Genomic DNA, 20,064 nt, shown 5'->3' with positions numbered 1-20,064 from the left:
GCGCGCGGCTCGCACGCGAGGCGGAATCCGCCTCCAAATTTGGTCAGAGCGACTTCGGCACAAGGACGGTCAGCATCCTGCGCCGTCGCAGGGAATCTCGACCGGCGGCTTCGCTTCCACATTCTGTTCTTTCCGGCGCAAACAGCGACGACAGGCTTGCGCATTGAGAACAAAACAAGTACGAAATCCATCAGCTCCGGCGGATTGAGCGCCGTGCCCCTCCCATGCATAAGGAAGCCTTGCGATGGCCCAGCCTGCGCTGAAGATGGTGGATTCCTCGACAATGGCAGCAGCCGACAAGGACAAGGCCAAGGCGATCGAGGCTGCGCTGACGCAGATCGAGCGGGCCTTCGGCAAAGGCTCGATCATGCGCCTTGGCAAGAACGACAAGGTGCAGGAGGTCGAGACCATCTCCACGGGCTCGCTCGGCCTCGACATCGCGCTCGGCGTCGGCGGCCTGCCGCGCGGCCGGGTGGTCGAGATCTACGGGCCCGAATCGTCGGGCAAGACGACGCTCGCGCTCCACACCATCGCCGAGGCGCAGAAGAAGGGCGGCGTCTGCGCCTTCGTGGATGCGGAACACGCCCTCGACCCGGTCTATGCGCGCAAGCTGGGCGTCAACCTCGACGACCTGCTGATCTCGCAGCCCGATACCGGCGAACAGGCGCTTGAAATCACCGACACGCTGGTGCGTTCCGGTGCGATCGACGTGCTGGTGGTCGATTCGGTCGCCGCGCTGACCCCGCGCGCCGAGATCGAGGGCGAGATGGGCGAGAGCCAGCCGGGCCTCCAGGCCCGCCTGATGAGCCAGGCCCTGCGCAAGCTCACCGGTTCGATCTCACGCTCGAACTGCATGGTGATCTTCATCAACCAGATCCGCATGAAGATCGGCGTGATGTACGGGAGCCCTGAGACCACCACCGGCGGCAACGCGCTGAAGTTCTACGCCTCGGTGCGCCTCGACATCCGCCGCGTCTCGACGCTGAAGGACCGCGACGAGGCCATCGGCAACTCGGTGCGCGTCAAGGTCGTCAAGAACAAGGTCGCGCCGCCCTTCAAGCAGGTCGAGTTCGACATCATGTTCGGCGAAGGCGTGTCGAAGGTCGGCGAGTTGATCGATCTCGGCGTGAAGGCCGGCATCGTCGAGAAGTCGGGTGCGTGGTTCTCCTACGACAGCCAGCGCCTCGGCCAGGGCCGCGAGAACTCCAAGGGCTTCCTGCGCGACAACCCCGACATCGCCAACAAGATCGAGGCCTCGATCCGGCAGAACTCGGGACTGGTCGCCGACCGGATCCTCGAGACCGCCAAGCCGACCGCCGACGATCTCGACGAAGGCGAGGCTTAAACCGCCCCGCGCCATGACGTGAAGGACGAAGCCCGCCGCGAGCGATCGCGGCGGGCTTTTTTCTGCGCGGGCGGACCGTGCTCAGGCCGCCGCGTGCCGCGCGTCGAACTCGGCCGCGAAGCGGGCGCCGGGCCGGTCCGTGCAGCGATCGACCCAGGCGTCCAGAGCCGGCTCGCCGGGCTTCCCGAACCACGCATAGGGCGAGTGCAGCAGGAGGTCGGCGGCACTGAAGTGGTCACCGAGAAGGTATGGCCGATCCTTCAGCGCCGCGGCGAGCCGCGCCTTGATCTCGGCGCTGGAGCGGAAGGTGCGCGCGAGGGCGGGATGATCGAGACCGATCGCCTCGAGCGTGAGGACCGGCTCGACGACGCCGGCGTACCAGCCAAGCCAGCCGAGATAGGCGCCGCGCTGCGGATGACCGGTGGGAATGCCCAGACCGGTCTTGGGGAACAGCTCGGTCAGGTACTGGATGATCGCGCTCGACTCCCGCACCAGGACGCCGTCGTGATCGAGGAGCGGCACCTTGCCTTCCGGGTGGGGGTTGCGTGCGTCGCGCACGCCCGAACCGTCCATGCGCGGAATCGAGACGCATTCGATCCGCACCGCGTCGTGCGCGTCGAGTTCCTTGAGGAGCGCGACGATGCGGGTCGAGCGGCTCCGGGGGGCGTGGAACAGCGTGATCATCGGGGGCCTCTGGCTGGCGGGTCGGCAAGCGAGGGTGTAGCCCAGGGCACCTGTCAGTTTCCGTCAGTTGGGCGATGGCGCGAACCGATCGACTGTTCCGGCTGCTTCAGGCGATGCGCATCCTGCCCGCGCCGGTCACCGCCGCGAGGCTCGCCGAGGAAACCGGTGTCTCGCTGCGCTCCCTCTATCGCGATATCGACAGCCTGCGCGCCGCCGGCGCCCGGATCGAGGGCGAGCGCGGCTACGGCTACCGTCTGATCGAGGACGTCGCCCTGCCGCCGCAGACCTTCGATCGGACGGAGATCGAGGCGCTGGTGCTCGGCCTCGCCGAGGTCCGCCAGATGGGGGACCCGGCCCTCGCCCAGGCCGCCGCATCGGCGCTCGCGAAGGTGGCCGCCACCCTGCCCGACCGATCCGAGACGTACCTGCTCCACGCGGTCTCGCAGGTGCGCCGCTTCGAGGCCCGCTTCTCCAAGATCCCCGACATGGAGACGATCCGGGCCGGGTGCTGGCAGGAGGAGGCCCTGGCGCTGCGCTACGCCGACAAGGACGGCACGGTCACCGAGCGGAAGATCCTGCCGCTCTCCATCGTTTATCTCGACAGTAAAATGACATTGCTGGCGTGGTGTTGCCTGCGCGAGGCGTTCCGCATGTTCCGGCTGGATCGCATCGAAGCGGTGCAGATGGCGGGCACGAGCTTCCGCCCGCGGCGGGTCACGCTTCTGCGCAGCTACCTCGCCGAACTGAGGGGTAGCGCTGGGCCGCGTCATGAGCCGACGTGACTCGCAAAGCTTGGGCCCGTATGAGGGCGCGAGACTGACCGCCGTGCTGTCCTCAGCCGGCTCCCCGACGCGACATGATGTTCGAGCCTATCCGATGAGCGGCGTCAACGAGATCCGATCGACCTTCCTGGACTACTTCCGGGATGCCGGGCACACGGTGGTGCCCTCGTCTTCGCTCGTGCCGAAGAACGATCCGACGCTGATGTTCACGAACGCCGGCATGGTGCAGTTCAAGAACGTCTTCACGGGGGTCGAGAAGCGTCCCTACGTCAAGGCGACCTCCTCGCAGAAATGCGTCCGCGCCGGGGGCAAGCACAACGACCTCGACAATGTCGGCTACACCGCCCGGCATCACACCTTCTTCGAGATGCTCGGCAACTTTTCGTTCGGCGACTACTTCAAGGCCGACGCGATCGAGCTGGCCTGGACGCTGATCACCAAGGAGTTCGGCCTCTCGCCGGAAAAGCTCCTTGTCACCGTCTACGCGGACGACGAGGAGGCCGCGGGCCTGTGGCGGAAGATCGCCGGCTTCCCGGACGAAAAGATCATCCGCATCGGCACCTCCGACAACTTCTGGCAGATGGGCGATACCGGCCCCTGCGGCCCGTGCTCGGAAATCTTCATCGACCAGGGCCCGACGCTGGCGGGCGGACCGCCCGGTTCTCCGGACGAGGATGGCGACCGCTTCCTCGAATTCTGGAACCTCGTGTTCATGCAGTACGAGCAGGTCGAGCCAGGGGTGCGCAACCCCCTGCCCCGGCCCTCGATCGATACCGGCATGGGCCTGGAGCGGATGGCCGCGATCCTCCAGGGCGTCCACTCGAACTACGACACCGATCTGTTCCGCGCGCTGATCGATGCGGTGGCCCACGCCGTGTCGCGGGCGCCGGAGCCGTCGACGCGCGCCTCCTACCGCGTCATCGCCGACCATCTGCGCTCGACCTCGTTCCTGATCGCCGACGGCGTGCTGCCCTCGAACGAGGGCCGCGGCTACGTCCTGCGCCGAATCATGCGTCGCGCCATGCGCCATCTCGAACTGCTCGGCGCCCGCGATCCCGTCATGTACCGCCTCGTGCCGACCCTGGTGCGCGAGATGGGGCAGGCCTTTCCCGAACTCGCCCGCAGCGAGGCGCTGATCTCCGAGACCCTCCGGCTGGAGGAAGGCCGCTTCCGCAAGACCCTGGAGCGCGGCCTCGCCATCCTCGACACCGAGACCCGCGATCTCGCGGCCGGCCAGAACCTGTCCGGCGAGACGGCTTTCACGCTCTACGACACCTACGGCTTCCCGCTCGACCTGACGCAGGACGCTCTGAAGGCGCGCGGCATCGGCGTCGATACGCAGGCCTTCGACGCGGCGATGCAGCGCCAGAAGCAGGCGGCGCGGGCCGCCTGGCAGGGCTCGGGCGAGGCCGCGACCGAGACGGTCTGGTTCGGGATCAAGGAGCGCACCGGCGCCACCGAATTCCTGGGATATGACACGGAAGCGGCCGAGGCCGTCATCGGCGCCCTGCTGCGCGACGGCAGCGAAGTCGAAACCCTGAAGGCGGGCGAGAACGGCATCGTCGTCGTCAACCAGACCCCGTTCTACGGAGAATCCGGTGGTCAGGTCGGCGATTCCGGCACGATTTCCGGCCCCGGCCTTCGGGCGCGTGTCACCGGGACGGAAAAGAAGCTCGGCGACCTGTTCGTGCATCACGTCACGGTCGAGGAAGGCACGCTCGCCGTCGGGGCGGCGGTGGAACTGAAGGTCGATCACGCGCGCCGCGCCGCGATCCGCGCCAACCACTCGGCGACCCACCTCCTCCACGAAGCCCTGCGTCAGGTGCTCGGCGATCACGTCGCGCAGAAGGGCTCGCTCGTCGCGCCCGAGCGCCTGCGCTTCGATATCAGCCACCCCAAACCCATCGACGAGGCGGAGTTGAGCCGCGTCGAGGAGATCGCCAACGCGGTCCTGCTTCAGAACGCGCCGGTGGTCACCAAGCTGATGGCGGTGGACGAGGCGATCGAATCGGGCGCCCGCGCCCTGTTCGGCGAGAAGTACGGCGATGAGGTGCGCGTCGTCTCCATGGGCCGGCCCGTGGACGACGAGGGCCGCGAAGTCGAAGGCCGCCTGCCGAACTTCTCGATCGAGCTGTGCGGCGGCACCCATGTCTCGCAGCTCGGCGAGATCGGCCAGATCACCGTGCTCGGCGAGAGCGCGGTCGGCGCCGGCGTGCGCCGGATCGAGGCGATGACCGGGACCGCCGCCCGCCGCCACCGCGCCGCCGAGAGCCGCACGCTGAGCCAGCTCGCCGGCCTGCTCAAAGCGCCGGTCTCGGACGTGCCGGAGCGCCTCTCCACGCTCATCGAGGAGCGTCGCCGGCTCGAGAAGGAACTGACGGATGCGCGCAAGAAGATCGCCATGGGCGGAGCTTCGGGCGGCGGCGACGAGGCCCGCGAGATCAACGGCGTGAAGTTGATGGCCCGGGTGGTCGAGGGCGTCGAGATGCGCGACCTGAAGGGTCTCGCCGACGAGGGCAAGAGCCGCCTCGGCTCCGGCATCGTCGCCCTGGTCGGCGTGTCCGCGGACGGCAAGGCCGGGCTGGTCGTCGGCGTCACCGAGGATCTGACCGAGCGCTACGATGCGGTCGGGCTGGTGCGCGCCGGTGCCGGCCACCTCGGCGGCAAGGGCGGCGGCGGACGGCGCGACATGGCCCAGGCCGGCGGTCCGGACGGCGCCGGAGCGGATGCCGCACTTGCCGCGATCGCGGAGGCCTTGGCCGCGGGCTGACCGGCCTTCGCGAACAGGGCGGCCGGGGGGAACAAAAACATCATCGCTCACGGAACGGTGAGCGTGTTCGCGGCTTGGTTGGCCGCCACTCCCCGCCGCCTCCGAGCCTTGTGCCCGGCGCGTCCCGTTTCCTGATCCGGCCAGCGCCGGATTCGGGACAGGGCGTCAACGTCCCGTGAGCCGATGAAACTCTTTCGCTGCCAGTCCTGCGACAACATCCTCTATTTCGAGAACCGCTCGTGCGAGCGCTGCGGTCACCGCCTCGCCTACCTGCCCCAGCTCGGCCGCATCTCGGCCCTCGAGCCTGCAGGGGACAACGCCTGGACGCCGCTGGCGGCGCCGGAGCGCTCGAGCTTCCTCTGCACCAACGCCGCCCACGACACCTGCAACTGGATGGTGCCGCCGGGCACGACCGACGCTTTCTGCCTCGCCTGCCGCCATAACGGCACCGTGCCGGATGTGAACGACCCGGTGAATCTGGAGCGCTGGCGTGAGATGGAGCATGCCAAGCACCGGCTGTTCTACACCCTGTTGCGCTGGAACCTGCCGCTGAAGACCCGCGCCGAGGATCCCGAGCACGGCCTGATCTTCAACTTCCTGGCCGACCCGCCGGATGCGAACGGCCCCAAGGTGATGACCGGCCACGAGAACGGCGTCATCACCATCGCCCTGGTGGAGGCCGACCCGGCCGAGCGCGAGAAGCGCCGCGCCTCGATGGGGGAGCCCTACCGGACCCTGCTCGGCCATTTCCGCCACGAGGTCGGGCACCATTACTGGGACATCCTCGTGCGCGATGCCGGCAAGCTGGAGCCGTGCCGGGCAGTGTTCGGCGACGATTCGCAGGATTACGGCGAAGCGCTGAAGCGCCACTACGACCAGGGCCCGCCCACGAACTGGCAGGACACGTTCGTCTCGGCCTACGCCACGACCCACCCGTGGGAGGACTTCGCCGAGACCTGGGCGCATTACCTCCACATCGTCGACACGCTGGAGATGGCGAGCGCATTCGGGATGCAGGTCAACCCGAAATCCGATCTCGGGGGTGAGCTCGCCGGGCGGGTGGATTTCGACCCCTACCGCGCCGATACGATCGAGCAGATCATCGACGCGTGGCTGCCCTTCGTCTTCGCGATGAACAGCGTCAGCCGGGCTATGGGTGAGGGCGACCTCTATCCGTTCGTGCTCGGTCCGGCCGTGGTGACGAAGCTCGGCTTCATCCACGACCTCGTGCACGGCCGCGTGTAAAAACGCCTCGCAATGATCGGCGACGGGCGGACCTCGCGTCAGGCCCGCCCCGCCTCTGCCGAGAGCATGGCGGGATCGATGCCGATCGCCTTGAGCACCTGATCGTACTTGGTGCCGAGCCCCGGATCGAAGATCAGCTCGGGATCGGCCGGGCAGTTGAGCCAGCCATTGGCCAGAATCTCGTTCTCCAACTGGCCCGCCTGCCAGCCGGCATAGCCGAGCGCCAGAACGGCGTTCGAGGGTCCGCGCCCATCGGCGATGGCGCGCAGGATCTCCACCGTCGCCGTGAGGCAGACGCCCTCGTCGATCTGCAGCGTCGATTGATCGATGTGGAAATCGGCGGTGTGGAGCACGAAGCCGCGCTTGGCATCGACCGGGCCGCCCATCAGCACCGGCATGTGACCGACCCGCTCGCGCAGGCGGATCGCATCCGCCTCGCTGGCGATGTCGAGCTGGATCAGGAGATCCGGCATGCTCAGATCCGCGACCGGCTTGTTGACGATGATGCCCATCGCCCCGTCCGCCGAGTGCGCGCAGAGATAGATCACCGAGCGCGCGAAGCGCTCGTCGCCGATCCCTGGCATGGCCACGAGGAACTGGCCGTCGAGATAGGCCGAGTCTTTGAGCGAGGGATCGGGCGTCAGCATGGGGCCTATGCTACTGCGGCGGCCGTCATTGATCCATAAGGTAAACGCGCACGCGGCGAGGCCGTGCCTCGACAGTCGCGCGAAGCGCGTCTAACGGTTCGTGGCTTTTGCGAGGAGAGCACGGATGACGATTCAGGTTGGCGATCAGCTGCCCCAGGCCACCTTCCGGGTGAACGGGCCGGACGGTCCGCAGGCCAAGACGACCGACGACGTGTTCAAGGGGCGCCGCGTCGTACTGGTCGGCGTGCCGGGCGCCTTCACCCCGGCCTGCCACCGCAACCACCTGCCGGGCTTCGTCGCCAAACGCGAGGAGATCCTGGCCCGCGGCATCGATGCGATCGCCGTGACCTCGGTCAACGACATCTTCGTGCTCAACGCGTGGCAGCAGCAGAGCGGCGCCGAGGGCATCGAGTTCCTGGCCGACGGCAATGCCGAATTCGCCAAGGCGATCGGCCTGGAGATGGACGGCTCCGGCTTCGGCCTCGGCCCGCGCTCCCAGCGCTACGCGATGCTCGTGGATGACGGCGTGGTGCGGATCCTCAACGTCGAGGACACCCCGTCCAAGGCCGAGGTCTCGGGCGCCGAAGCGTTGCTGAAGGTGCTCTGAGCCACCGGACATGAGCCCTCCCCGGCACCGGGGAGGGCTCGACCGGCCTTGGTGTCGCTCACACGACTCCCGCCGCGCTGTCATTGCCAGAGCGAGAACGGTCGGAGACCGGGAGTTTTGTGAGGCACTCTTACTGCTGCCAGCCGTAGTCCCGCGCATCGGTCGCGGTGCGGTGGAAGGCGAGACGGCGGTCGTATTCCAGCGGGTCTTTGGGCTGCACCAGGGCGCCGGGCGGCACGTTGAGCCAGTCCACGAGGCGGGTCAGCATGAACCGCATGGCCGCGCCCCGCGCCAAGATCGGCAGCGCCGCGATCTCGGCCGGTTCGAGCGTCCGCACCGCATCGTAGCCCGCAATCATCGCACCCGCCTTGTCGCGGTGGAAGGTGCCGTCGGCCTCGAAGCACCACGCATTGAGGCCGATCGCCAAATCGTAGGCGAAGGCGTCGGTGCAGGCGAAGTAGAAGTCGATCAGACCCGAGAGGGTATCGCCGATGAAGAACACGTTGTCAGTGAACAGATCGGCGTGGATGACGCCGCTCGGCAGGCCCTGAGGCCAGGAGGCCTCGAGCCAATCGAGGTCGGCGCGGGTTCGGGCCGCGAGGCCGGGCGCCACCGTATCGGCCTGCGCTTGCGCCTGTACGAAGAGTGGGCGCCACGCCCCCACCGACAGATTGTTGGCGCGCACCATCGGAAAATCGCGGCCGGCGGCGTGGAGCCCGGCCAGCGCAGCGCCGAGCGCCCGGCAATGCTCGGCGTTCGGGCGGCTCAACGACACGCCTTCGAGGAAGGTGACGATCGCCGCAGGCCGGCCGCAGAGATGCCCGAGGGCGGTGCCGGCGCGGTTGCGGACCGGCTGCGGACAAGCGAGCCCGGCCCGTGCCAGATGGCCCATCAGGTTGATGAAAAAGGGCAGATCCGCCTCGTTCACCCGCTTCTCGTAGAGGGTGAGGATGTAGTTGCCCGTGCTCGTATGCAGGAAGAAGTTTGAGTTCTCGACGCCTTCCGCGATCCCCTTGTAGGAGAGCAAATCGCCGAGTTCGTATTCTCTGAGGAAGGCGCGCAGCGCCTCGTCGGATACGTCGGTGTAGACCGCCACGGTGCCGCTGCCGGTTTCGCGCAAGAGAAAGGGGCGCCGTGGGCGCCCCTGGAGGTCGTTCGGCCGGCCTGGCTCAGGGGCCGGCGCGTCGTCCGCCCTACTCGGCGGCTTCGCTGCGCAACTCGCGCGGCAGCGGGAAGGACATGTCCTCGACGGTGACCGACACCTGATCCACCGTCACGTCGAAGCGTGCGGCGAAGGCGTCGATGATCTCTTCGACCAGAACTTCCGGCGCAGACGCGCCGGCGGTGAGGCCGAGGCGGCGGATGTCCTTGAAGGCGTCCCAGTCGATCTCCTCGGCACGCAGCACGAGACGGGTGATGGGACAGCCGGCCCGCTCGGCGACCTCGCGCAGGCGCTGCGAGTTCGAGGAATTCGAGGAGCCCACCACGATCAGCGCATCGACCCGCGGCGCGACTTCCTTGACCGCTTCCTGGCGGTTGGTGGTGGCGTAGCAGATGTCGTCCTTGTGCGGGCCGTGGATGCCGGTGAACTTGGCCTTCAGCGCCTCGACGATATGCTTGGTGTCGTCGATCGACAGGGTCGTCTGCGTCACCCAGGCCAAAGCCTGGTCGGCCGGCGGGTTCAGAGCATCGATCTGGTCGATGTCCTCGACCAGGGTGATCGACCCCTTGGGCAGCTGGCCCATGGTGCCGACGACTTCCGGGTGACCGGAATGGCCCACGAGCAGGACGTGGCGCCCGCGCTTGTGATGGATCTCGGCCTCGCGGTGGACCTTGGTCACCAGCGGGCAGGTCGCATCGATGGTGGTGAGGCCGCGCGCGTCGGCGTTCTGCGGCACGGTCTTGGCGACGCCGTGGGCGGAGAAGATGACGGGGGCGCCGCTATCGGGCACCTCGTCCAGTTCGCGCACGAACACGGCGCCCTTCCGCTTCAGGGTCTCGACCACGTATTTGTTGTGGACGATCTCGTGGCGGACGTAGACCGGCGCTCCGTAGATCGCCAGCGCACGCTCCACCACGTCGATGGCGCGCACCACGCCGGCGCAGAAGCCACGGGGGGCACACAGGAGGATCTCCAGTGGCGGCTTGTCGCCCGTCACGGCCGGATGCGGGACCCGGTTCGGGTCGGCGGTGAGGTTGATGGTGTCAGCGCTCATGATCCGACGGATGTGGAGAGGGGTGGCCGGGTCTGTCAACAGCGGCCAGCCCGAAAGCCGCGACAGGCCTGCGCCTGTCCGTCGTCATTTGCTTAGCATACATGACGCGATCCGTGACACCCGCCATCCGCCCAGGGGGCCTGCATCCCGCTGCCTGTGGTAACAGTGCCGACTCGACGCCACCGCAAGGGAAGGCGCCGGGCATGTGACGAACGACACGCGAATCACCCTCGCCTCTTGTTTTGACATCGTCTTTTTCCGAAAGCCGGTGGCCACCTTTCGGGACGATGTCCTAAGGGGAGCCCTTCCCCCATCCGGAACCATCGAGGCAACGGGCTTTCATGGCGAGCGCCACGGACCACGCCAGCTTCCTGCCGCCGGTGCTGACCTTCCTGTCGGCGGCGGTGATCGGCGTTCCGCTGGTGCGCCTGCTCGGCCAGAGCGCGGTGCTGGGCTACCTCGTGGCCGGCGTCGTGATCGGCCCGGCCGGCTTCTCCCTGATCGCCGAGCCCGAGACGGCGGCCAGCGTCGCCGAGATCGGCGTGGTGCTGCTGCTGTTCATCGTCGGGCTCGAACTCGAAATCTCCCGGCTCGTCTCGATGCGGCGCGACATCTTCGGGCTCGGCGCCGCGCAATTGGCGCTGTGTTCGCTCGTCATCGCAGGTGCCGCTCTCGCCTACGGCCTGACGCCGGCCGCGGCGAGCGTCGTCGGCATCGCCATCGCGCTCTCGGCCACCGCGGTCGCACTCCAACTGTTGGAGGAGCGCGGCGATCTCGGCTCACCCTATGGCGGGCGCTCCTTCGCGGTGCTTCTGTTCCAGGACATCTCGGTGGTGGCGATCCTGGCGCTGCTGCCGCTGCTGGCATCGGCCGGCGCCACGCCGAAGGACGGCTGGGTCGACGAGGGCCTGCGCTCCACCGGCCGCGCGGCGGTTGCGGTCGCGGGCGTGGTGCTCGTCGGGCGCTACGGCCTGAACCCATTCTTCCGCCTGCTCGCGGCGGCGGGCGGACGCGAGGTGATGACGGCGGCCGCGCTCCTCGTGGTGCTCGGTACGGCGCTGGTGATGGAGAAGGCCGGCCTCTCCATGGCGATGGGCGCCTTCCTCGCGGGCGTGATGCTCGCCGAGTCGAACTTCCGCCATCAGCTCGAGGCCGACATCGAGCCGTTCCGCGGCATGCTGCTCGGTCTGTTCTTCATGAGCGTCGGCATGTCGATCGACGGCGGCCTGCTCACCAACCACTGGCTGGCGCTGCTCGCCGCGACCATGGCCGCGATCGCGGTGAAGATCGCCCTGGTCGCCGGGCTGTTCCGCCTGTTCGGCTCGCCCTGGCTCGACGCCCTGCGCGGGGCGGCAGTGCTGGCGCCGGCCGGTGAGTTCGCGTTCGTGATCCTGCCGGCGGCGGGCGACCTGCGCATCCTCGCCTCGGACGTGACCCGCTTCTGCGTCGCGCTCGCCGCCCTCACCATGCTGGTCGGACCCATCGCCGCCAAGGGCCTCGACGCTCTCATCGCCCGCCGCCCGAAGGAAGCCGAACCGCCCTCCGACGTCGGCGAGGCGCAGGAATCCGGCGACACCCGCGTGCTGGTGGTGGGATTCGGCCGCTTCGGTCAGATCCTGGCGCAGGTGCTGCTGGCGGAGGGCATCAACATCACCGTCATCGACAAGGACGTCGAGCAGATCCGCAACGCCACGAGCTTCGGCTTCCGGATCTATTACGGCGACGGCACCCGGCTCGACGTGCTGCGCGCCTCCGGCCTCGCCAAGGCGGACTTGATCTGCGTCTGCATCGACGACGCGCCGGCCGCTTTGAAGATCGTCGACATCGTCCACGAGGAGTTCCCGAACGTGCGCACCTACGTGCGGGCCTATGACCGCACGCACGCCATCGAACTCATGAACCGCGACGTCGATTTCCAGCTTCGCGAAACCGTCGAATCCGCCCTCGGCTTCGGCCGCGCCACCCTGGAGAGCCTGGGATTGCCCGCCGAGGCCGCCGCGCGGCGCGTCGAGGATGTGCGCAAGCGCGACGTCGCCCGCCTCGTGCTCCAGCAGGCGGGCGCGATGCCGGACGGCTCCGGCTGGCTGCGCGGCACGCCGGAACTGCGGCCCGAGCCGCTCACCGCCCCCAAAAGCCCCTCGCGAGCGCTGAGTGCCGAAACCCGCGGCCTGATCGAGCAGCAACCGCACGAATCTGCCGCCCGCGCGCTCGAAGCCGAGGATACCGAGCCGAATGCCTGAGGCGGGCACAGGCGCCATGCCGGAGCGAGACAGGCGCGCGGCGCGCTTCGTCTCGGGCTCGATCCTGCGTCACGTCGTGGTAATGAGCGCGACCGGCTCCGTCGGCCTGATGGCGATCTTCGCCGTCGATCTGCTGTCGCTGTTCTACGTTTCGAAGCTCGGCGATCCAGCCCTCACCGCCGCCGTCGGCTTCGCCTCGATCGTCCAGTTCTTCGCCATCGCCTTCAATATCGGCCTGATGATCGCAGCCGGCGCCCTGGTATCGCGGGCGATCGGAGCGAACGATCCGGCCGACGCCCGGCGGATCGCGACTTCGGTCACCGTCCATTGCGTGATCGCCTCGGCTTTGCTGGCTGCCCTCCTGCTCGCCGGGCTCGACCCGCTGCTCTCCGCCATCGGCGCGGAAGGGCACACCCTCGACGTCGCCCGGCGCTATCTCTGGATCAGCCTGCCGTCGAACCTGCTGCTCGGGCCGGGCATGCTGTTCACCGGCCTCCTGCGCGCGGTCGGCGCGGCGCGGGAGGCGATGTTCGTGACGCTCGGCGGCGCCGTCATCACCGTCTTCGTCGATCCGCTGCTGATCTTCGGCCTCGGACTCGGCGTGGACGGAGCGGCGCTCGCGGTCTGCGTGGCCCGCGTCACCTTCGTCGCCGTCGGCTGGGTCGGCGTCCGCCGCTATCGGCTGCTCGAAGCGCCCCGCCTCACGGCCGTTATCGGCGATCTGCCGCTGGTGACCCGGATCGCCGGGCCGGCGGTGCTCACCAACCTCGCCCCCTCGATCGCCAGCGCCTTCGTGGCGCACGCGCTGTCCGGCTTCGGGCCTCCGGCGATCGCCGGGAACGTGGTGATCGAGCGCCTCGCCCCGGTCGCGTTCTGCGGGCTGTTCGCGATGTCGGGCTCGATCGGCCCGATCCTCGGCCAGAACTGGGGTGCCGGGCGCTTCGACCGGATGCGGGGCGTCCTGCGGGTCGGCACGGGGGTGACCGCGCTCTACGTCGTCGTCGTCTGGCTGCTCCTCACCCTGGCGCGGGCGCCGCTGGCCGGTGCCTTCGAACTTCAGGGCGTGGCGGCCGATCTGTTCGCCTTCTTCTGTCTGGTGAGCGGTCCGGTCTGGTTCTTCAACGGGCTCCTGTTCCTCGCCAACGCCTCGTTCAACAATCTGGGCTTCCCCTTCCTCTCGACCCTGCTGAACTGGGGCCGGGCAACGGTGGGCACCGTTCCGCCCGCGCTCGTGGGGGCGGCATGGTACGGGCCGGAGGGGGTGATCGCCGGCACCGGCCTCGGCTCGATCGCCTTCGGGGTAGCTGGCCTCGCCCTCGCCTTCCGCACCGTGGGCCGGCTGGAACGCGGCATGAGCGTGGCGGCAGGACCCGCACCCGAGCCACCCTCCGCCAACGAGGCGGTGCAGGCCGCCCCCTCGAGCGGGATGTCGTTGTAGCCCGAAAAGCGACGGTGGAAGCCGATGCAGGCTGATCGTCCGCTATTCCAAGGGAAATCGCCGCGGAATCGGGGTTATCGCTGGCCAGCCTCGCCCGGTTGCGACACACTCTCGGCTGAGGCCGTTCCGGCGAGCCTTCGGACGTGAGTGTCGGTGGTCACCACCGGCGCGTCCGGAATGAGGATGGGCTCGCATCATGGACGCGTTGTCATGGCGAGGCCCAGAGGCGTTCGGCACCCGGATCGTTGCTGCTCGCTGAGGCGCCCGGCCATGTACACGATGTTCGACATCCTGCAGAGCCAGGGCGACGCGAGCGTGCGGGCCTTCGGGCAGCAGTTCGGTCTCTCGCCGGAGCAGACCCGCCGCGCCATGGAGGCGCTGCTGCCGGCCCTGTCGATGGGCATGCAACGCAACGCTGCGGCCGATCCGATGGGGTTCGGGCGCATGTTCGGGCTCGGCCAGCCGGGAAAAGCGCCGCCACAGGCCGGTGCGGATCTGTTTTCGGGGCTGTTCGGCTCACCCATGATCGCTCAGGCGGTGATCCAGCACGCATCGGCGGCGAGCGGCGTCGGGAGTCAGGCCCTCAGGCAGATGCTGCCGGTCATGGCTGGTATGATCGTGGCCGGCATCGTCCACCTGCTCCTCAATCCGCCTGCCGGGGCGCCGGCCGCCGAGCCCCCGCCCTCCGCCTACCCGGTCGGCACGCTCTGGACGGACTGGCTCAACGGCCTCACCGCCGCGGCGGGACAGATGGCCTCCCCTTCCCCGCCCGCGGCGCGCAAGCCCGAGCCGCGACCGGCCGTCCGTAAGGCAGAGGCGGCACCGGCACCGGATGCGACCAAAGCCTCGATGGAAGTGATCCAGCAGATGCTCCAGACCGGAGCCGAGGTTCAGGAGCAGAACGTCAAGGCGATGAAGGACGCGTTCGACGCGTTCTGGAGCCAGCCGAAGCCGGAGGATACGAAGCCCGAAGCCGGAGCTGCTCCGGCCCCCTCCCCGGCCGCCGGGAGGGAGCCGGCTTCCGCCAAGCGCAAGCCGGTCGGGCCGAAATAGGAAATCGTAGGACGGCTGGTTTCGCCAGGCTCAGCAGAAGCTCGCCATCTGAGGGCGCGCGGCAGGGATCTGCTCGCCCTCGCTTCATCCACGACGGTTCACGCGGCCGTTGGCAACGGATACGGCCTCCGCCTGATCGAAGCCGGGGCCCGACTCGCTCAGCCCGCGCTCTGCCCCAGGAGACGCCCCCTCGTGCCAACACGGTGCGGAATCACGCGAAAGCCCGAATCCACCATCCCGAAGTGATCGACTGTATTTCGCGTCACTACTCGAACTTGATGCGTTCGACGACCGCCGCCAGAAAGTCGGCCAGGACGGTTCCATACGCACGGAAGGCGCCGATGACGGCCATCCCGATGAAGGTGCTGACCAATCCATACTCAATGGCAGTCGCCCCGGATTCATGACGCGCGAAGCGGATGAGAGACCGGTACAAACCCGAAGTGGGCTCCGGGACGGGCGCGGATGGAGGAAGCAAAGACACGGCGCATCGTCCCGGACATTCGGCAATGGCATGATCCTGCCAGCCTGAACTTGCAGCGAGCTTAAGGGGATCGAAGAAAGCGGGGACATTCCCCGCCGACCTGTCTCATTCGACAGCCGATTCGTCCGCTGACGGAGCGACGGGCGATGGATCGCTCAACGTGTGTCCCCGCCCCATCGCCCTGCGGACCCGGGGCCGCATCAACCCGCGAAACGTTCGAGCATCGTCCCGAAAGTCGGCCAATGCCTTCCGGGACGAGATGGGGCTCTCGCCCCAGTCAGGCTTTCCCACGTCAGGCTTTGCCGGTGTCCTTGCGCAAGGCGTCGATGCGCTTGGAGGCCTCCGCCTTGTCGAGGTCGGCCTCGAAGGCTTCCGGTGCCTTGGCCTGCTCGGACAGGGTCTTGAGGTAGGATGCTTGCGCGCCCGTCATCGGCTCCGCGCCGGTCGTCCACTCGTCGGGATCCTTGATCCGGTTCGACTCGTCGGTCGGATCGACCTTCGGGTTCTCGGCCGCAGCTTGGTCCTTGGTGGTTTTGTTGGTCGTCTTGCCGGTCATCGGGACACCCTTCGTTCATGGATTGTTCCAAAAAACGCAGGGCGCTCCGCTAAGTTCCGGGCACCGTTTGACGGGCCCGGAACCGTCGATCATGCGATCCTCAGGCGGCGGCCGCCCGCGGCTGCACCTCGGCGAGATAGTCGTCCATCAGCGTCTTGGTCAGCGCCGCCGGCGTGAAGCGATAGGGGCCGATCTCGGAGACCGGCGTCACCTCGGCGGCCGAACCGGTAATGAAGCACTCGGAGAAGCCGGTCATCTCCTCGGGGCGGATGCGCCGCTCGATCACTTCGACTCCGCGGCGCTTGGCGAGCTCGATCACGGTCTGGCGGGTGATGCCGTCGAGGAAGCGGTCGGCCTGAGGCGTATGGAGCACGCCGTCGGCGATGAAGAAGACGTTGGCGCCGGTGCATTCGGCGACGTTGTCCTCCCAGTCGAGCATCAGCGCGTCGGCATAACCCTTGTTCTCGGCCCGATGCTTGGAGATCGTGCAGATCATGTAGAGGCCCGCCGCCTTCGAGGTGGAGGGCGCCGTGCGTGGATCGGGCCGGCGGTAATCGGCGATGTCGAGGCGGATGCCCTTCATCTTGGTCGCCGGATCGAAGTAGCTCGGCCATTCCCAAGCCGCGATGGCGAGATGGATGGTGTTCTTCTGCGCCGCGACGCCCATCATCTCCGAGCCGCGCCACGCCACGGGGCGCAGGTAGGCGTCTTGGAGGCCGCTGGTCGCCAGCACCTGAGCCTTGGCTGCCTCGATCTGATCGACCGAGTACGGAACCTCGAAATCGAGGAGCTGGGCCGAACGGCGCAGACGCTCGGAATGCTCGCGGCTCTTGAAGATTCGGCCGCCATAGGCCCGCTCACCCTCGAACACCGACGAACCGTAGTGGAGGCCGTGGCTGAGCACGTGGATTTTCGCCTCGCGCCAAGGCACCATGACGCCGTCGAACCAGATCGTGCCTTCGCGCTCATCGAAGGGAATCACGGACATTTCTCGAAGTTCCTCTGCGCGGCCTCGGCAATGCGCGGGGTCGCGGGGTGGGGCAGGAGCCGGTGCGCGGGCGCGTGGACCGTCCGAGGGACGGCGCACCGAGCGGATACCGGCAGGCTTGACGGGTAGCAACGGGGCTGAGATATGTCAACAACACTGACTTATCTTCCCGAGGCTTCCAGGGCTGCCCGAAGCCTTGCGATCGACCGACGTCCTACGAGGTTTTCACGACGTGAGCCGTGCGATGACGCCAGACGCCGACACGGCGCTACAAGCTTCCTGTGAAACTCCTCGCCCAGCTTGCCACGAGACGGGGAGCGACAGCGACGATTTGATCGAGCTTCTGTTCTTCGCCTATCGCGATTTCGTCGGTGATCCCGACCGGATCCTGGCGCAGTACGGCTTCGGCCGGGCGCATCACCGGGTGCTGCACTTCGTCGATCGCTATCCCGGCCTCACCATCGCCGAACTCCTCGATATCCTGCGCATCACCAAACAGAGCCTCAACCGGGTACTCAAGGATTTGATCGATCAGGGCTATGTCGAGCAGCAGACCGGCACGAGCGACCGGCGCCAGCGGCTCCTGTTCTGCACCCCGTCCGGCCGGGCGCTGACGGCCGACCTGACGCGGGTTCAGGTCCGCCGGATCGTGCGGGCGCTCGACGCGCCCTCCGTGGACGACGAGGCCGAGAGCGGACGCGAGGCCCGAGCGGCCTCCGCCCAGGATTTCCTGCTCGCGATGATCGAGCCGGCCGAGCGCGCCGCGATCCGTCGGCTGATGGCGCGCCGCACGACGGGGCGCGCCTGATGTCGGCCGAAAGCGCCCTCAAGGCGCGCCCCGAGCTTCCCGACCACGCGCCCCACATCCTACTGGTCGATGACGACCGGCGGGTGCGCGAACTCCTGTCCCGCTTCCTCTCGGAGCAGGGTTTCCGGGTCACCGCCGCGGCGAACGCGGCCGAGGCGCGCAGCCGTGGCCAGTGCTTCGTGTTCGACGCGCTCGTGCTCGACGTGATGATGCCCGGCGAGAGCGGTTTCGATTATGCCCGCTCGGTGCGCGAGACCTCACGGGTGCCGATCCTGATGCTGACGGCCCGCTCCAACCCCAACGACCGGGTCACGGGCCTGGAGATCGGCGCCGACGACTATCTGCCCAAGCCCTTCGAGCCGCGCGAGCTGATCCTGCGGCTCAACAACATCATCCGCCGCCACGCTGCCCTGCCGGATGCCCGTTTCTCGGGCGAAGGGGCTGTCAGCTTCGGCCCCTTCAGCTTCCGCGCCGACCGGGGTGAGCTGCGGCGCGAGAACGAGCCGGTGAAGATCACCGAGCGCGAGCGCGAAATCCTGACCATGCTGTCCCAGGCGCGCGGCGGCAATGTCGAACGCGAGACACTCGCGGGCAACGGCGGATTGGCAGCCGAGCGCACCATCGACGTGCAGATCAACCGTCTGCGCCGTAAGATCGAGCCGGACCCGGCCAATCCGAGCTTCCTGCACACCGTTCGCGGCGTCGGCTACCGCCTCGCCATCGATTGAGGCCTTCATGGCGGCCCCCGTCCGCCCCTCCGCGACCGCACCGTCTCGAACCGGCACCCTCGCCGGGGCGTTCGGTCGCGTTCGGAAAATCTGGCGGCGCCTCAGCCGCGCCATCGGCGACGCCTTGCCGAAGGGCCTCTACGCCCGCTCGCTGATCATCATCATCGCGCCGATGGTGCTGCTGCAATCGGTGATCGCCTACACCTTCATGGAGCGGCACTGGCAGCTCGTGACCCGCCGGCTCTCGGCGGCCGTGACCGCCGACGTCGCTGCGCTGATGGACATCTACGAGTCCTATCCGCAGGACCGGAACGCGGAGACGCTCTCGCGCATCGCCGGGGAGCGGCTGAACCTCGACATCGACATCCTGAAAGGCGCCAAGCTGCCGAATCCGGGGCCGCGCCCGTTCTTCTCGATTCTCGACGAGGTCTTGTCGGAAGAGATCCGCCGTCAGATCCGCCGCCCGTTCTGGATCGACACGGTGGGGCGCTCGAACCTCATCGAGATCCGCGTGGCGATCCCTGAGGGCGTGATGCGGGTCACCGCCCGGCGCAATCAGGCCTACGCCTCGAACTCGCACATCTTCCTGCTCTGGATGACGGGATCCTCGCTGGTGCTGCTCGGCGTGGCGATCCTGTTCCTGCGCAACCAGATCAAGCCGATCCTGCGGCTCTCGGCGGTGGCCGAGGGGTTCGGCAAGGGCCGCGAGATCGAGTTCAAGCCTCGCGGCGCCCGCGAGGTCCGGCAGGCCGGGCACGCCTTCATCGAGATGAAGCGCCGCATCGAGCGCGCCATGGAGCAGCGCACGGCGATGCTCAACGGGGTGAGCCACGACCTGCGCACCATCATCACCCGCTTCAAGCTCTCGCTCGCCCTGGTCGAGCAGACGCCGGAGGTGGAGGATCTCCAGCGCGACGTGGACGAGATGAGCCGGATGCTCGAGGGCTATCTCGCCTTCGCGCGGGGTGATTCCGCCGAGACCGCCGCCGAGACCGACATGCGAACCGTGCTGGAGGATCTGCGCAGCGACGTCGAGCGGCTCGGCGCCCATGTCGAGGCGGTGGAGATCGAGGGCAGCCCGCTCGTCACGGTGCGGCCCGATGCGATGCGCCGCTGCCTGTTCAACCTCGCCGCCAACGCCGCCCGCTATGCCGACACCGTGGCGATCTCGGGCAAACGCGAGCATCGCGCCTTCCTCGTCGCGATCGACGACGACGGGCCCGGCATCCCGCCGGAGAGCCGCGAGGACGTGTTCAAGCCGTTCGTGCGTCTCGACGATGCACGCCAGGATGCCGGCGGCTCCGGGCTCGGTCTCGCCATCGCCCGCGATATCGCTCGGGCGCATGGCGGCGATGTCAGCCTGCACGACAGCCCGCTCGGCGGATTGCGGGCGACGGTGCGCATCCCCGCCTGATCGAAACGCTCACCTGATCGAAACGCTTGCCCGACCGAAACCCTGGCGGATCGATCGGA

The 20,064-nt window shown here is 68.1% G+C and carries 18 protein-coding genes; 11 read left to right on the top strand and 7 right to left on the bottom strand.

Going from position 1 to position 20,064, the window contains the following annotated elements:
- Positions 1 to 265: 265 nt before the first annotated feature.
- Entirely contained in the window at positions 266 to 1,345 is a 1,080-nt protein-coding gene (recA, locus tag E4V01_RS15450) for a recombinase RecA (RefSeq protein WP_371688525.1), read from the top strand.
- 81 nt (positions 1,346 to 1,426) lie between these two features.
- Here the strand turns inward: recA and E4V01_RS15445 are convergent, their stop codons facing one another.
- The gene (locus E4V01_RS15445; protein WP_135298937.1) at positions 1,427 to 2,029 is read right to left on the bottom strand and encodes a glutathione S-transferase family protein; all 603 of its coding nucleotides are present in this window, start codon (positions 2,027 to 2,029) and stop codon (positions 1,427 to 1,429) included.
- A 74-nt stretch (positions 2,030 to 2,103) separates the two neighbouring features.
- On the opposite strand from E4V01_RS15445, the gene E4V01_RS15440 reads away from it, so the two are divergent.
- The 3 genes from E4V01_RS15440 (at position 2,104) to E4V01_RS15430 (ending at position 6,826) form a co-directional block, all read left to right on the top strand.
- Entirely contained in the window at positions 2,104 to 2,811 is a 708-nt protein-coding gene (locus E4V01_RS15440) for a YafY family protein (protein WP_135298936.1), read from the top strand.
- Between the two features lie 94 nt (positions 2,812 to 2,905).
- Positions 2,906 to 5,581 carry an alanine--tRNA ligase gene (gene alaS, locus E4V01_RS15435; protein ID WP_135298935.1) on the top strand — a complete coding sequence of 892 codons (2,676 nt, stop codon included), beginning with the start codon at positions 2,906 to 2,908 and terminating at the stop codon, positions 5,579 to 5,581.
- 183 nt (positions 5,582 to 5,764) lie between these two features.
- Positions 5,765 to 6,826, top strand: a complete 1,062-nt coding sequence (locus E4V01_RS15430; protein WP_135298934.1) for a putative zinc-binding metallopeptidase — start codon at positions 5,765 to 5,767, stop codon at positions 6,824 to 6,826.
- 38 nt (positions 6,827 to 6,864) lie between these two features.
- Here E4V01_RS15430 and E4V01_RS15425 read toward each other — a convergent pair whose 3' ends face one another.
- Positions 6,865 to 7,473, bottom strand: a complete 609-nt coding sequence (locus E4V01_RS15425; protein WP_060770036.1) for a YqgE/AlgH family protein — start codon at positions 7,471 to 7,473, stop codon at positions 6,865 to 6,867.
- Positions 7,474 to 7,597: 124 nt separating this feature from the next.
- Here E4V01_RS15425 and E4V01_RS15420 point away from each other — a divergent pair, with 124 nt between their 5' ends.
- Positions 7,598 to 8,080 (top strand): peroxiredoxin, encoded by a 483-nt coding sequence (locus tag E4V01_RS15420; RefSeq protein ID WP_060770035.1) that lies wholly within the window; start codon positions 7,598 to 7,600, stop codon positions 8,078 to 8,080.
- Between the two features lie 130 nt (positions 8,081 to 8,210).
- Here the strand turns inward: E4V01_RS15420 and thrB are convergent, their stop codons facing one another.
- Positions 8,211 to 9,176, bottom strand: a complete 966-nt coding sequence (gene thrB, locus E4V01_RS15415) for a homoserine kinase (protein ID WP_060772268.1) — start codon at positions 9,174 to 9,176, stop codon at positions 8,211 to 8,213.
- Positions 9,177 to 9,273: 97 nt separating this feature from the next.
- On the bottom strand, positions 9,274 to 10,296 hold the full coding sequence (ispH, locus tag E4V01_RS15410; RefSeq protein WP_003600714.1) for a 4-hydroxy-3-methylbut-2-enyl diphosphate reductase: 1,023 nt from the start codon (positions 10,294 to 10,296) through the stop codon (positions 9,274 to 9,276).
- A 341-nt stretch (positions 10,297 to 10,637) separates the two neighbouring features.
- On the opposite strand from ispH, the gene E4V01_RS15405 reads away from it, so the two are divergent.
- The 3 genes from E4V01_RS15405 to E4V01_RS15395 all read left to right on the top strand — a co-directional run bounded on the left by E4V01_RS15405 (position 10,638) and on the right by E4V01_RS15395 (position 15,027).
- A complete protein-coding gene (locus E4V01_RS15405) occupies positions 10,638 to 12,536 on the top strand; it encodes a monovalent cation:proton antiporter-2 (CPA2) family protein (RefSeq protein WP_060770034.1) in 1,899 nt (632 codons plus the stop codon).
- On the top strand, positions 12,529 to 13,974 hold the full coding sequence (locus E4V01_RS15400) for an MATE family efflux transporter (RefSeq protein WP_135298933.1): 1,446 nt from the start codon (positions 12,529 to 12,531) through the stop codon (positions 13,972 to 13,974). The genes E4V01_RS15405 and E4V01_RS15400 overlap by 8 nt, the downstream gene beginning before the upstream one ends.
- Before the next feature lie 270 nt (positions 13,975 to 14,244).
- Positions 14,245 to 15,027 carry a DUF937 domain-containing protein gene (locus E4V01_RS15395; protein ID WP_060770033.1) on the top strand — a complete coding sequence of 261 codons (783 nt, stop codon included), beginning with the start codon at positions 14,245 to 14,247 and terminating at the stop codon, positions 15,025 to 15,027.
- 265 nt (positions 15,028 to 15,292) lie between these two features.
- Here the strand turns inward: E4V01_RS15395 and E4V01_RS26690 are convergent, their stop codons facing one another.
- The 3 genes from E4V01_RS26690 to E4V01_RS15380 all read right to left on the bottom strand — a co-directional run bounded on the left by E4V01_RS26690 (position 15,293) and on the right by E4V01_RS15380 (position 17,055).
- Positions 15,293 to 15,400 (bottom strand): hypothetical protein, encoded by a 108-nt coding sequence (locus tag E4V01_RS26690; RefSeq protein ID WP_060770032.1) that lies wholly within the window; start codon positions 15,398 to 15,400, stop codon positions 15,293 to 15,295.
- 403 nt (positions 15,401 to 15,803) lie between these two features.
- Positions 15,804 to 16,067 carry a DUF3072 domain-containing protein gene (locus tag E4V01_RS15385; RefSeq protein ID WP_060770031.1) on the bottom strand — a complete coding sequence of 88 codons (264 nt, stop codon included), beginning with the start codon at positions 16,065 to 16,067 and terminating at the stop codon, positions 15,804 to 15,806.
- 100 nt (positions 16,068 to 16,167) lie between these two features.
- A complete protein-coding gene (locus tag E4V01_RS15380) occupies positions 16,168 to 17,055 on the bottom strand; it encodes a branched-chain amino acid aminotransferase (RefSeq protein ID WP_135298931.1) in 888 nt (295 codons plus the stop codon).
- A gap of 232 nt (positions 17,056 to 17,287) precedes the next feature.
- Here E4V01_RS15380 and E4V01_RS15375 point away from each other — a divergent pair, with 232 nt between their 5' ends.
- From E4V01_RS15375 to E4V01_RS15365, 3 genes are read left to right on the top strand one after another with little or no spacing between them, the layout of a single operon-like run.
- Positions 17,288 to 17,863 carry a MarR family winged helix-turn-helix transcriptional regulator gene (locus E4V01_RS15375; protein ID WP_135298930.1) on the top strand — a complete coding sequence of 192 codons (576 nt, stop codon included), beginning with the start codon at positions 17,288 to 17,290 and terminating at the stop codon, positions 17,861 to 17,863.
- Positions 17,863 to 18,591, top strand: a complete 729-nt coding sequence (locus tag E4V01_RS15370; RefSeq protein WP_060770028.1) for a response regulator — start codon at positions 17,863 to 17,865, stop codon at positions 18,589 to 18,591. Before E4V01_RS15375 ends, E4V01_RS15370 begins: the two co-directional genes overlap by 1 nt.
- 7 nt (positions 18,592 to 18,598) lie before the next feature.
- A complete protein-coding gene (locus tag E4V01_RS15365; RefSeq protein WP_060770027.1) occupies positions 18,599 to 20,005 on the top strand; it encodes an ATP-binding protein in 1,407 nt (468 codons plus the stop codon).
- The last annotated feature ends 59 nt before the right edge of the window (positions 20,006 to 20,064 follow it).

The sequence above is a fragment of the Methylorubrum sp. Q1 genome, assembly GCF_004683995.1.
Taxonomy (GTDB): Bacteria; Pseudomonadota; Alphaproteobacteria; order Rhizobiales; family Beijerinckiaceae; genus Methylobacterium.
Note: the sequence above shows the minus strand (reverse complement) of the source record. Positions and strands in the feature narration are given on the sequence as shown.

Excerpts from the sequence above, each read along its gene's own strand:
- recA (WP_371688525.1), top strand. The coding sequence starts at position 266 with ATGGTGGATTCCTCGACAATGGCAGCAGCCGACAAGGACAAGGCCAAG.
- E4V01_RS15445 (WP_135298937.1), bottom strand. The coding sequence starts at position 2,029 with ATGATCACGCTGTTCCACGCCCCCCGGAGCCGCTCGACCCGCATCGTC.
- E4V01_RS15440 (WP_135298936.1), top strand. The coding sequence starts at position 2,104 with ATGGCGCGAACCGATCGACTGTTCCGGCTGCTTCAGGCGATGCGCATC.
- alaS (WP_135298935.1), top strand. The coding sequence starts at position 2,906 with ATGAGCGGCGTCAACGAGATCCGATCGACCTTCCTGGACTACTTCCGG.
- E4V01_RS15430 (WP_135298934.1), top strand. The coding sequence starts at position 5,765 with ATGAAACTCTTTCGCTGCCAGTCCTGCGACAACATCCTCTATTTCGAG.
- E4V01_RS15425 (WP_060770036.1), bottom strand. The coding sequence starts at position 7,473 with ATGCTGACGCCCGATCCCTCGCTCAAAGACTCGGCCTATCTCGACGGC.
- E4V01_RS15420 (WP_060770035.1), top strand. The coding sequence starts at position 7,598 with ATGACGATTCAGGTTGGCGATCAGCTGCCCCAGGCCACCTTCCGGGTG.
- ispH (WP_003600714.1), bottom strand. The coding sequence starts at position 10,296 with ATGAGCGCTGACACCATCAACCTCACCGCCGACCCGAACCGGGTCCCG.
- E4V01_RS15405 (WP_060770034.1), top strand. The coding sequence starts at position 10,638 with ATGGCGAGCGCCACGGACCACGCCAGCTTCCTGCCGCCGGTGCTGACC.
- E4V01_RS15400 (WP_135298933.1), top strand. The coding sequence starts at position 12,529 with ATGCCTGAGGCGGGCACAGGCGCCATGCCGGAGCGAGACAGGCGCGCG.
- E4V01_RS15395 (WP_060770033.1), top strand. The coding sequence starts at position 14,245 with ATGTACACGATGTTCGACATCCTGCAGAGCCAGGGCGACGCGAGCGTG.
- E4V01_RS15385 (WP_060770031.1), bottom strand. The coding sequence starts at position 16,067 with ATGACCGGCAAGACGACCAACAAAACCACCAAGGACCAAGCTGCGGCC.
- E4V01_RS15380 (WP_135298931.1), bottom strand. The coding sequence starts at position 17,055 with ATGTCCGTGATTCCCTTCGATGAGCGCGAAGGCACGATCTGGTTCGAC.
- E4V01_RS15370 (WP_060770028.1), top strand. The coding sequence starts at position 17,863 with ATGTCGGCCGAAAGCGCCCTCAAGGCGCGCCCCGAGCTTCCCGACCAC.
- E4V01_RS15365 (WP_060770027.1), top strand. The coding sequence starts at position 18,599 with ATGGCGGCCCCCGTCCGCCCCTCCGCGACCGCACCGTCTCGAACCGGC.